General features: G+C 70.5%; 11 protein-coding genes. 6 read left to right on the top strand and 5 right to left on the bottom strand.

From position 1 onward, the window contains the following. The first annotated feature begins 174 nt into the window (after positions 1–174). Complete coding sequence (locus tag ACIBH4_RS28200; RefSeq protein WP_362515630.1) at positions 175–1,347, top strand: UDP-N-acetylglucosamine--N-acetylmuramyl-(pentapeptide) pyrophosphoryl-undecaprenol N-acetylglucosamine transferase; 1,173 nt, start codon at positions 175–177, stop codon at positions 1,345–1,347. 437 nt (positions 1,348–1,784) lie between these two features. Next, entirely contained in the window at positions 1,785–2,582 is a 798-nt protein-coding gene (locus ACIBH4_RS28195) for a methyltransferase domain-containing protein (RefSeq protein WP_362765950.1), read from the top strand. Positions 2,583–2,700: 118 nt separating this feature from the next. Here the strand turns inward: ACIBH4_RS28195 and ACIBH4_RS28190 are convergent, their stop codons facing one another. From ACIBH4_RS28190 to ACIBH4_RS28175, 4 genes are all read right to left on the bottom strand, one after another. Then, positions 2,701–3,375: an alpha/beta hydrolase gene (locus ACIBH4_RS28190; protein WP_362765947.1), complete on the bottom strand. Its 675-nt coding sequence runs from the start codon at positions 3,373–3,375 to the stop codon at positions 2,701–2,703. 38 nt (positions 3,376–3,413) lie between these two features. Then, positions 3,414–3,662: a hypothetical protein gene (locus tag ACIBH4_RS28185; RefSeq protein WP_362515623.1), complete on the bottom strand. Its 249-nt coding sequence runs from the start codon at positions 3,660–3,662 to the stop codon at positions 3,414–3,416. A 51-nt stretch (positions 3,663–3,713) separates the two neighbouring features. Then, positions 3,714–4,784: a sigma-70 family RNA polymerase sigma factor gene (locus ACIBH4_RS28180; RefSeq protein ID WP_362765944.1), complete on the bottom strand. Its 1,071-nt coding sequence runs from the start codon at positions 4,782–4,784 to the stop codon at positions 3,714–3,716. A gap of 151 nt (positions 4,785–4,935) precedes the next feature. Further along, positions 4,936–6,246: an aspartate aminotransferase family protein gene (locus ACIBH4_RS28175; protein ID WP_362515618.1), complete on the bottom strand. Its 1,311-nt coding sequence runs from the start codon at positions 6,244–6,246 to the stop codon at positions 4,936–4,938. 89 nt (positions 6,247–6,335) lie between these two features. Between ACIBH4_RS28175 and ACIBH4_RS28170 the strand changes: the two genes are divergently transcribed. The 3 genes from ACIBH4_RS28170 (at position 6,336) to ACIBH4_RS28160 (ending at position 9,997) form a co-directional block, all read left to right on the top strand. Beyond that, positions 6,336–6,725, top strand: a complete 390-nt coding sequence (locus ACIBH4_RS28170; RefSeq protein ID WP_362765941.1) for an SdpI family protein — start codon at positions 6,336–6,338, stop codon at positions 6,723–6,725. Positions 6,726–6,921: 196 nt separating this feature from the next. Next, on the top strand, positions 6,922–7,905 hold the full coding sequence (locus tag ACIBH4_RS28165; RefSeq protein WP_362515614.1) for an acetylxylan esterase: 984 nt from the start codon (positions 6,922–6,924) through the stop codon (positions 7,903–7,905). Between the two features lie 190 nt (positions 7,906–8,095). After that, positions 8,096–9,997 carry a hypothetical protein gene (locus ACIBH4_RS28160; RefSeq protein ID WP_362515612.1) on the top strand — a complete coding sequence of 634 codons (1,902 nt, stop codon included), beginning with the start codon at positions 8,096–8,098 and terminating at the stop codon, positions 9,995–9,997. 149 nt (positions 9,998–10,146) lie between these two features. On the opposite strand, the gene ACIBH4_RS28155 is transcribed toward ACIBH4_RS28160, so the two are convergent. Next, the gene (locus tag ACIBH4_RS28155) at positions 10,147–10,974 is read right to left on the bottom strand and encodes a class I SAM-dependent methyltransferase (RefSeq protein ID WP_362765938.1); all 828 of its coding nucleotides are present in this window, start codon (positions 10,972–10,974) and stop codon (positions 10,147–10,149) included. A 56-nt stretch (positions 10,975–11,030) separates the two neighbouring features. On the opposite strand from ACIBH4_RS28155, the gene ACIBH4_RS28150 reads away from it, so the two are divergent. After that, positions 11,031–11,648, top strand: a complete 618-nt coding sequence (locus ACIBH4_RS28150; RefSeq protein WP_362515606.1) for a TetR family transcriptional regulator — start codon at positions 11,031–11,033, stop codon at positions 11,646–11,648. Positions 11,649–11,726: the final 78 nt, after the last annotated feature.

Raw genomic sequence — 11,726 nt, 5'->3', positions numbered from 1 at the left:
TCCGGCGCGGCCCGTGAACACGGACCGGGCACGGACTGGGCACGGACCGACGCAGGCCGACGCAGACCGGCGCGGCCCTGAACGTGGACCGGGCGCGGATCGAGCACGGACCTGAGAGGGTACCGGGCAGGGGCGGGCGCGGAACGTCGTGACATTGGAAGGATGGATACATATATGGAGGCCGGAAATCGCCGGACCCTGCGGTTGCTCGTCACCGGAGGCGGGACCGGTGGTCACACCTACCCCGCGCTGACCACCGTCGAGGCCCTGCGCGACCACGCCGCCGCGCGAGGGCTCGACCTGGACGTGCTCTGGGTCGGTACGGAGGCCGGCCTGGAGGCCCGCGTCGCGGCGGAGCACGGCATCCCGTTCCGCGCCATCACGGCGGGGAAGCTCAGGCGCTCGCCCAACCCGCGAGAGCTGGCGACCAACCTCGCGGACATGTTCCGGATCCCGGTCGGCGTGTTCCAGGCGTTCGGCATCGCCGCCCGCCATCGCCCCGACGTGGTGCTGTCGACCGGCGGGTACGTGTGCGTGCCGCTGGGGGTCGCCTCGCGGGTGCTGGGCCGGCCGTTGGTCATGCACGAGCAGATCACCTCCCTCGGCCTGGCCAACCGCATCCTGTCGCGCTTCGCGCGGCGGATCGCGCTGACCCATCCCTCCTCGATCGAGCATCTGCCCGCGAGGGTGCGCGACCGGGCCGTCGTCACCGGCAACCCGGTCCGTCCGCACCTGCTGCGTGGCAACGTCGACGCGGGACGGCGCCACTTCGGGCTCTCCGCCGACCTGCCCCTGGTCTATGTGACCGGTGGCGCCCAGGGGAGCCGCCAGATCAACACCATGGTCGAGGCGATCCTGCCCGACCTGCTCGCCCGCGCGCAGGTGATCCACCAGTGCGGCCCCGGCTGGATCGCGCAGCTCACCCGTACCGCCGCGGGGCTTCCCGTGGGATTGCGCGACCGCTACCGCCCGGTGCCCTACGTCGGCGCCGAGCTGGCCGACGTGTTCGCCGCGGCCGATGTCGTGGTCTCCCGCAGCGGGGCGGGCACGGTCGCCGAGCTGACCGCGGTGGGCAAGCCGTCCGTTCTCATCCCCCTGGTGCCCTCGGCCGCCGACGAGCAACGCCAGAACGCCCGCTACCTCGCCGAGGCGGGCGCCGCCCGTGCTCTCCTGGAGGACGGTCCCACCGCCGACCACCTCCTGGCCGAGCTCGACGCCCTGCTGCACGACCCCCGGGCCCGCGCCGCGATGGCCGGTGCCGCCGGAGCCCTCGGCCGCGTCGACGCCGCCGACAGGCTGGCACTGGTGCTCCTGGAGGCGGCGGGGACGGACGGCAAGGCCGGTTGAGCCCGATGCCGGAGTCCCGGGGAGAGCCGGCCGGACGGGACGGCGGCCGGTGTTCCGGGAAGAACCGGCCGGGCGTGAAGGGGTGACCTTCCCGGTGTGAGGGGCGTCGGCGGGAGTCTCCTCGGCGTCCGCGCGAGGTAGGTGTCTCCTGGCCGAAGGTTTACCGAAAAGGCGGTGGCGGCCCGGCGCCTGCCGAAGTGGGGCCTGAGTAATCTGGCGACCGCACGAAGTGAAGTGTGGTGGAGCCGAGAACATCGCACGGTGAACGTTCGTCCTGGATTTCCAGGAGATGTCGCGGGTGACCGTGCGGTCTCACCCGGCGGCATGCTCCCGGGCAGGCGCGTCTTTCGTGGAGCCTTCCCGGCATGGAGTTTCACGCAGACCGTCCCCGAGAGACAGGTTGGCCATTGACCCGTCAGGAAAAATTCTCGCCCGAGGTGACCGGCGAGACGCGCGACCGGCTCACCGACTCCCGCGCCGACGCGTTCGGCGGCAATCTGCACGTCGGTTACTGGATGGACGAGCACGACGAGGCGTCCGCCGCCCAGGCGACGGACCATCTCACCGACCTGGTGGCCGAGCGCCTGGAGGTCGTTCCCGGGGAGCGCGTCCTGGACGTGGGGTCCGGCACCGGCAGGCCCGCCGTACGCATCGCCACCGCGCGCGACGTGCACGTCACCGGGGTCACCCTGAGCGAGTACCAGGTGCGGCTGGCAGAGGCCCGCCCCGAGGCGGGTCAGGGGCAGGGGCGGGCCGACTTCCAGCTCGCCGACGCGATGTGGCTCCCCTTCGACGACGCCTCCTTCGACGCCGCGTACGCCATCGAGTCCCTCGTCCACATGGAGAACCCGGCGGCGGCCCTTGGCGAGATCGCCCGGGTGCTGCGTCCCGGCGGGCGGTTCGTGGTGGGGGAGTGGTATCTGCTCGACTCTCTCACCGGCGACGCCGCCGAGGCCATGGAGGACCTCTCCCGCGGCTTTCATGTGCACTTCGTGCCCACCATCGAGGAGTTCTACGAGGAGATGGACCGGGCCGGGTTGAAGATCGAGATATTCCATGACATAGGGGCAAATATCCGTAGGTCTTTCCGGCTCGTGGACGACCTCCTCCCGGCCTCCGTGATGCGACTCGGAGGCGAGATCGCCGAGCAGCTCACCGTCTGCGGGGAGATATACCGGCGCTTCGGGCAGATCCCGCAGATCAGCTACGCCCTGTTCACCGCGGTCCGCCACTGAGAGCCCCGTCCCTTGCCGGATTCGAGGGAAGGCGGCCTGCCCCCGACGGGCGCCGGCCGTGTGATCGGGCACGGTGGCCTTCACCGCCGCACCGGTGTCACCGTTACACCGGCGCGGCTCACGTCCGGCGGTGGGCCGCCAGCCGGTCGGCGAGTTCCCCGGGACGGCTCAGCGCGACGTTGTGACCCCCGTCGATCTCCTCGGCAATCATGTCCAGACGCTCCCTGACGAGGCGGCGCATGAACTCGGCGGGGAGATAGCGGTCGTCGCGGCACAGGAGGAACACCGTCGGCACCGCCGGCCAGGCGGCGAGCGGCCACGGGGCGGCGAAGGGAGTGGCCGACTGGTCGAGGCTCCTCCTTCGGGCCTCCGCCACCAGGCCGGACGGGACGTCGTGAAAGAACAGGGCCGTCTCGTCGTCCGGTGCCCGGCCGTCCTGCTCGTCCCGCTCTCGCCTCGCCCGCTCCCAGCCGCTGTTGGCCCACCAGCCGCCCGGCGGCTCGCCCGGCACCGGGATCATGGCCGTGACCAGCACGAGGAGTTCGACCGGTATCCGCTCACACACCAGCGGTGCGGTGAATCCACCGAAGGAGTGGGCGACCACGACGAGATCGGTACGGTCACCGACGGCATCGACCACCGCGTCGGCGTACTCGGAGAGCCCGGCCGAATCGTCGTCGCAGGGAAGGTCGGGCGTGACCACGTCATGACCGCGCGCCCGTAGTTCGGCGGCCGTCAGGTGCCAATACCACGAGTCGGACGCGGCGCCGGGTATCAACACGTAGGTGCTCATGTTGGATGGTCCCTCCGAGAAGTGTGCCGTGGGCGGGTTCACGATCGGCCCCTGCGCTTGAAATCCTCCACGCCGCCGCCTCCGGGCAGGCGGGTCTGGAAGTCGAGGACCCCGACCCAGGTGGGGCGGACGGCGATGCGGGCCATTCTCGTGCCGGGATGATCCACCGCCGCCACGTACGCCAGCCGTGCCAACTCCTTCGAAGCGAGCAGGCGCCGCGCCACGTCACTGTCCAGCAGGCGAACGTCGCCCTGTGGCAGCGTCATCACGTCTTCGTCGATCGTCATCGAGTGTGCTCCCCAACGGTGGTCGACCCCGCTCATCGGGGTCGTCCACCGTTAAGACGGGTGAGGCTCCCGAAAGGGGTCACCGTCCGAGGGCGCGTCGTCCGGGGGCAGCGTCGGCGGCAGTCCGAACGCGGCCAGCAGGTGCGGTTCGAAGACGGTGATCTCGGAGATCTCACCGTTCGCGATCCTCAGCACATTGAGCGCCTGAGCCCGGTAGGCGGACTCACCCGGCAGCCGGATGTAGCCCGCCACGGCCGGCTGCCGGTTCGCCCGCGTGGGAATGCTCCGCCACCGTCCTCGATACAGCGGTGAATCGGGGCCGAAAGCATGTGCGGCGAAGGACTCGATCGCGTCGCGGCCGGAGAACCAGAACGGGAGCGGAGGCATCGTCATCCGCGCCTCCTCGCTCAGCAGCTTCGCCAGGGCGGCGGGGTCGGCCTTGTCGTGGGCATCCATGAAGCGTCGCAGCAGTTCTCGCTCCTGAGCGGTCGGAGCCGTCGACGGCGCCCATTCGAGACGTCGTTCCGGAAGGTGGGTCCTCAGGGTCGATCGTGCTCGTTTCAGGGCGCTCTTGACCGAGTCGACACTGATCTCAAGCTGCGCGGCGGTCTCTTTCGCGGACCAGCCGAGTACATCGCGCAGGATCAGCACGGCCCGCTGCCTGGGCGGCAGATGCTGGATGGCGGCGAGGAACGCCAGCTCGATGGTCTCCTTGCCGACGGCGGCCGCGTCAGGCTCCATGCCGTCGGACGCGACCGGCTCCAGTAGCTCATCCGGGTAGGGCTGCAACCATCGGACCTCGAACGGCGGCGAGCCCGGCTGCGCCGGTCCCGCGTCCCGAGGTCGCGGACGGCGGGGGTGCCGGTCGAGGAAGTCCAGGCACGCGTTCGTCGCGATCCGGTAGAGCCAGGCGCGGACGGTGGAACGGCCGTGGAAGGTCCCGCGTCCGCGCCACGCCCGCAGAAACGTCTCCTGCACCAGGTCTTCCGACTCCTCGAAGGAGCCGAGCATCCGATAGCAGTGCATCCGCAGTTCCCGCCGATGACGCTCGACAAGCTCGGTGAACGTCCGATCGTCGCCCGCGAGCACGGCCGCCACCAGCGCGCTCTCCTCGGCCCTCACCTCATCCGCGATTCACTCGACTCATGGACGCCACGCTATCCCCACCCGGGCGCGGGGTACGGAGAGGTCGTGGTCGTCGGGCACGGTCGTCCAGGGGGAGCCCGGGCACGTCGGCGAAGCGGCGTCTACCCGGGCATATCGCGACCTGTGGTCACCCGCCGTTTCCTGAGACGACCGCTTTCAGGGCCGCCTGGAGGATGTCCAGTCCGGCGTGCAGTTCCGAGTCGCTGATCGTGAGCGGTGGTGCGAGCCTGAAGATTCCCCCCATTCCCGGCAGCTGGACGATGTTGACGTGGAGCCCGCGCTCCAGGCACGCCATGGTCAAGACTTTTCCGAGCGCCTCCGCCGGAGACTTGCTCGGCCGGTCCGTCACCAGTTCCAGGCCCTGCAGAAGCCCGCGGCCGCGGACGTCGCCGACCACCTCGAAGCGGTCACGCAGGTCCAGCAACCGCTCGTTGAGCTGCTTGCCCAGGATCGCGGCCCGCGCCACGAGGCCGTCGCGTTCGATGACGTCGAGCACGGTCAGCGCGACGGACGCCGCGAGCGGGTCCGAGACGTGGGTCGTGAAGAACAGGAACCCGCGTTCGTGACAGACCTCCTCGATCCGCGGCGACGTGACGACGACCGCCACCGGCAGGCCCGCGCCCAAGGTCTTGGAGAGCGTCAAAAGGTCCGGGACGACGCCGTCGCGTTCGAAGGCGTACATCTCGCCGGTGCGTCCGAGTCCGGTCTGGGCCTCGTCCGCGATCAGCAGCATCCCGCGTTCGGCGCACATCTCCTTCAGCCGCCGCAGGTATCCGGCCGGGAGTTCGATGATCCCGCCGGAGGACAGGATCGGCTCGACCAGGCACGCGGCCAGGCTTCCCGAAGACTGCTGGTCGACGAGGGCGAACCCGTACTCAAGCTCGGCCTCCCAGTCGTACGACCCGTCCGCGTGACGGAAGGGGGATCGGTACGCGTTCGGCGAGGGGAGCGTGAGGTTGCCCGGCATGGGCGGGCCGTATCCCCGGCGACCGGCGGAGAAGGTGGCGGAGGAGGCGCCCGAGGTCATGCCGTGCCACGACCGGTCGAAGGAGACGATCTCGTACCTGCCGGTGTAGAGCTTGGCCATCTTGATCGCGGCCTCGTTGGCCTCCGCGCCGGTACTCAGCAGCAGGGTCTTGCTCAGGCCTTCGGGAAGCGTCGACGCGAGCCGGCCGGCCAGATCGACGACGGGCCTGCTCAGCATGCCGCTGTACAGGTGATCCAGCGAGGAGATCGACCGTGAGACCGCCGCGACCACGTCGGGGTGGGAGTGCCCGAGGATCGAGCTCATCTGACCCGAGGTGAAGTCGAGGATCGCCGTCCCGGCGTCGTCGTAGACATACGCCCCCGCCGCCCGTTCGATGACCTTTGGGGTGAACGTCGCGCCGTAGCGGATCAGGTGACGGCCAACATCATTCCAAAATGACGCATTTTTCATATTTGCTCATGATGGCATGGCCGTCCAACAGCGGTTCGCCGCCCTGCTGACGTTCACCACCGAAGGACTCTGGCGGGTAGCATCCAGACATGGATCCGGTGATCATGACCTCCGTCCTCACCCTCCCCGCGCTCGCGCTCCTGCTGATCCCGTTCCATGACGAATCCGGTGCGACCGACACCCGAAACCAGCTCGCCGGCCTTCGCACCCGGCAGACCCTCGCCTCCCGCGAGGCGTGGAACGCCGCGCACGCGTGGGCGAGGGCACCGATGCGCCGGCTGGCGGCGGCCGTGGGGCTGGTGCTCGCGGCCTCCGTCGTCGCCGCCGCGCTGTTCGATCTCCCGGAGGCGGTCGGCTACGCGATCATCGCCCTGCAGTTCACGCTCCTGGTCGGCGGGCTGCTCCTGATCGGCCGGCGCGCCAGCCGGATCGCGGCCGAGGTCAACAGCCGTGGCGAGGCCACTCCGCCTTCCGTCTGACCCGCGGCGGAGACCCGCCATATCCGGGAGGCCACAGTGCCTTGACGGTGAGCCGTCCCCTGTTCGACGCCACCTGCCGGGCTTTCTCCCTCGGCCGCTATGGTGGCTGAGCCTATGGCTCGTCGGAGGACGTGATCCTCGACGAATTCACGGCGACCGCTCGAATCGATGTGATCCAAGCCACCCGGAGCCGACCTTGAGCAACCCCGAGATGTTCACCGAGATAGCTGTGGAGCAACTCGAAAACTACCGCCCGAAACTTTTCCCCCCGGCGGATCTCCACGATTTCTGGACGGCCACGCTGGCCGCCGCGGAGGAGTTTCCGCTGAGTGTGGAGGCGAGACTCGTGCGGGACACTCCGCTGCGTACGGTCGACGTCTACGACGTCACTTTCGCGGGGTTCGGCGGGCACCCGATCAAAGCGTGGTACCTGGTTCCGCGCGACCGGGCCGAGCTCCTGCCGACCATCGTCGAGTACGTCGGTTACGGCGGCGGCCGGGGGCTGCCGCACGAGTGGCTGTACTGGTCATCGGCCGGGCATCCGCACCTGATCATGGACACCCGCGGCCAGGGCAGCGCGTGGCGAACGGGTGACACCGCCGACCTGGGGGCTTCCGGACGACCGCACGTGCCGGGCTTCCTCACCGACGGGCTGCCCGACCGGGACCACTATTACTACCGGCGGCTGTTCACCGACGCGGTCCGCGCGGTGGAGGCCGCGGCCCAGTTGCCCGGCGCCGACCCGGCCCGCCTGGTGACCACCGGCACGAGCCAGGGCGGCGCGCTCGCCCTCGTCGCCGCCTCGCTGCGCACGGACGTGGCGGCCACCATGCCCAACGTGCCGTTCCTGTGTCACATCAAGCGATCGACGCAGGTCGCCACGGACGGGCCGTTCCCGGAGCTGGTGACGTGGTGCCACACGCATCACCGTCTCGTCGACCAGGCCTTCGCCGCGCTCGCCTACTTCGACGTCGCGATCCTCGCCAGGGACGCGCGCTGTCCGGCGCACTTCGGGGTCGCCCTGCGCGACGAGATCTGCCCGCCCTCCGGCGTCTACGCCTGCGTGAACCACTACGGCGGTACGAAGGAGGTCCTGGCGTACGAGTGGAACGGCCACGAGGGCGGCCAGGCACACCACCTCGCCGCGCAGTCGGCGTGGCTGGCCGAAATCCTTCCCTGACATTCATATTTCCGGCGGAACAATGAGGGGTGGCGGAATCTTCATTCGCTCGCCGCGGGCGCGAGCCGGGTGGGCCGGTGGTGCGCCCGCAGGGGGTTGCCGCCTCTCCCACGGACGTGATTCACTGACGTCACCCCCGAAACTGTAAGTAAACTTTTCAATAACGGACTTTCCGGTTTGGCGGCTCCCCGTGGCACGACCGCTCTCGTCCGGGCAGGAACGGTTCCGGCTCCCGCACCGACCCGACCTCCCGGAGCACTCCTACGCCGTACGTTTCTCCGATCTGACGGCGCGCCACGGTCCGTTGACGACAGGGCAGGCCAACATGGTCCGCTGCATGCTCACCGACCCGCCGGAGCACATGAACTACCGCGTCGTGCGGGCACTCCAGCCGGGTACGACGCTCGCCGTGATCACCAAGGCGGTGATCCGGCTGGTGACCCGGCACGAGTCCCTGCGCACGACCTTCCATGACGGCCTCCAGTGGGTTCTGGCCGATGGAGGAGTGGTCGTCGAGGTACACGACACCGGCGATCCCCCGGCCGGACCGGACGCCGCCGGAAACCGGGCGGACGCTCCGGTGAGCGAGGAGGACACGGAGAGCGGATGGGCCGGAGGGCCGGAGGGCACGGAGGGAGCCACCGGCGGGAGAGTGCGTGGTGCGGCGGGAGCCGAGGGCGGGGGACCGGCTCGGATCCGCGCCGAGACGCCCGACGCCGACCTCGCGGAAGAGGTCGCGCGCCGGCTTCACGGGACGCGCTTCGCGCTGGAGGCGGAGATCCCGCTCCGGATCGCCGTGATCACCTCCGGTGGTGTACCCCGGCAGGTCGTCCTGGTGACCACGCACAGCGCGATGGACGCGGCCGGGCTGGCCGTACTGCTCACCGAGTGGGACGAACTCCTCCTCGGCAAACCGCTCGCGCCGGTGACCGCGCCGCAGCCGCTCGACGTCGCGGCGGCCGAGGGCACTCCGGCCGGTCTGCGGCGGGCGCAGGCGGCGCTGCGCTATTGGGAAGGCCACCTGCGCGGGGTGCCCCGGTCCACGCTCACGGTCGCCGTGGACGGCGAGACGGACTGGGTGCTTCCCCGGCTGCGGGTGCGCTCGGTTCCGGCGGCCGGGGCGCTGAGGCGGATCTCCGCGCGTACCGGGGCGAGCCCGTCGGCGGTGGTGCTCGCGGCCCTGGCGGCACTCGCCGGAGTGCGGGCCCGCCTGCGGACGGTCGTGGTGCTGTCCATCTCGGCGAACCGCTTCCGGCCGGAGTTACGCGAGTACGTCGGACCGCTCGCCCAGGACGCGCTGATCCCGGTGGAGATCGGCGAGGACGGTTTCGACACCGTGTTGCACGGCGCGCGCTCGGCGACGATGGCCGCGTACCAGAACAGCCGGTTCGACTCGGACGCCCTCATCCGGGTGATGGAGGACGTCCAGCGGGAGCGGGGTCTCTTCTTCGCCAGGGACCTCGTGTTCAACGACATGAGCGTCCCCGGCCGGGGTGCGCGGGTCAGCCGTACCGGGGAGGACGTTCACTCGGTCTGGCTTCCACCGGCCACTCTGCCCACACGCACCTCGCTCTGGGTTCACCGGCTGCACGGCGAGCTCGACGTCACCCTGTGGGCCGACCCGCGCTGCCTGCCCCGCGACGACGCGCGGGCCCTTGGCGAGGGGATCGCGCGGCTGCTCATCGAGGCGGGTGATCGGGACGTGCCGCTGAGCGAGCTGACCGCCCTCACCGGCGTCGTCCCGGTTCCCCGGGACGAAGGCTGGCTCCTGATCGACGGCTGCTGGGTCCGTCTCACCGAGGTCGAACGCCTGGTGAGGGACGCGCTCGCCCGGTCGGCCGGCGACGGCGAGGTGGCTCGCGCCGCGGAAACGGTCGTCACCGCCGAGGCCGACGGACGGCTCGGGCATCGGCTGGTGTGCTTCACATCGGCGAAGACCACTCCGGAGGCACTGCACTCGGCCTGCCTGAGCCTGCTGTCCGGCCGTATGTCGGCCATGGCCCCGCACCACTACGTCGTCTGCGCGACCGCTCCGCCCCCGGGTGTCTCCTGGGGGGATCTGCCGAGGATCACCGAGGGGGCCGGACGCTGACCCCCGCCCACCGGTGAATGCGCTTCGGTGAGCGCGCTCGCGGGCGGCTTCGGCGTCGCGCCGGAGCGTTCCCCTTTTCGGGGTTCCCGTTCCGTTCCTTTGCCCACTCCGGCGGCCGGACATCGTCGCGGCCCGTCCTTCAAGCCGGGTCAGGCGACGCCGGTGCGCTCCACGGTGACCGCCAGCGTGGTGTAGGGCATGGAGAAGCCGCCCCCGATCGCGTCGATGGCGGTTCCGACGGCCTCCAGCACCTCGGTCAGTCGGTCCGCCGGAAGCAGTGTGAAAGCGCCGCTGGTGGGCAGCAGGTCCAGCCACTCGTCGCGCGTGTAGGAGTGCTCCTCCTCGAATCGCCACCGCTCCGGCTCGCCGAATCCGCCGGCCTCCCTCACTCCGTCGGCGAACCTGGGGAACAGCGCCTGGTAGGGGTCCGAGGGGCGCTTCTGCCATTGGAAGTCGAGCGGCGAGTCCGGCACCACCCGTCGGTAGGCCGTGGCGAAGGCCTCCGCGACAACGGGCGGGAGATCGAACACGTGAGAGAACACCGTCAACCTGCCTCCGGGCCGCAGCACCCGTGCCGCCTTGGCCGCGCCGGCGACCGGGTCCACCCAGTGCCAGGTCTGGCCCGCGACCACCGCGTCGAACGTCCGGCCGGCGTCTTCCCAGGCCTCGAACGTCGACACCTCCACCTCGATCCCGGTGCGCCGGGCGAATTCGGCCATCCGCGCGTCGGGATCGACCCCGAGCACCCGGCAGCCGGCTGCCTGGAACTGCCGGGCCGCGATGCCGGTGCCGCAGCCGACGTCGAGGACGTCGGGTCCGGGACCGGCGGCGACGATCCGCTCCACCAGGGCGTCGGGGTAGCGGGGCCGGGTCCGGTCGTAGCGTTCGGCGTCCACTCCGAACGACTCCGCCATCCGCCTGGCGTTGTGGGACTCTTTACCGGAAGGGCTGGGCGGTTCCCGCGATATAATGGGCATACGCCCACTTTAGTGGGCACGTGCCCACTCGTCAATCGGGTGAAGGCCGTCAAGAGATGGAGGGACGCGCTGTGCCGACCGGGGTGCACATCCGCGACGCGCGCAGGCACCTGTTCGACGCCGCCGAGCGCGTCCTGCTCAGGGACGGGCCGAACGCGCTGACCAGCCGCGCGGTCACCACCGAGGCGGACGTCGCCAAGGGGGTCCTGCACCGGCACTTCGCCGACTTCGACGACTTCCTCGCCGAACTCGTGCGAGAGCGCATCGCGAGAATCGGCGACCAGGCCGCCGCCCTGCGCGACTCCGCCGGCACCGGCACCGTGGACGGCAACCTCACCGGCGCGCTGAGAGAACTGTTCGACCCGGTCACCGTGTCGATCGTCGGTCTCGTCGTCTTCCGCGACGAACTGCGCGCCCGGCTACGCCAGGCCGGGCCGCCCCACGGAATCCCGGTCATGGCGGAAGCCGCGGCCATGATCGCCTCCTACCTCGCCAACGAGTGCGAGATGGGCCGCATCGCGGTCGACGCGGACGTCGACTCGCTCGCGATCTCACTGGTCGGGGCCGGGCACCTGATATTCGCCGGGCGGGCGGGCGCCCCACCTGAGGCGGGAGAGGTCGGCAGGGTCGTGACCACGGTCATCGCCGACGTCGTGCAGAGACGGCTGTTGTGAACCGCCCGGCGTCGGCGCTCGACGCGAGACGCCGGGTGCGGGTGGGGTTACGTGGGAAGTCCCGGACTCGAAAACGAT

Origin of the sequence: Streptosporangium sp. NPDC050284 (assembly GCF_044459525.1) — a bacterium.
Taxonomy (GTDB): Bacteria; Actinomycetota; Actinomycetes; order Streptosporangiales; family Streptosporangiaceae; genus Streptosporangium.
This window is presented reverse-complemented; position numbering and strand designations above follow the sequence as displayed.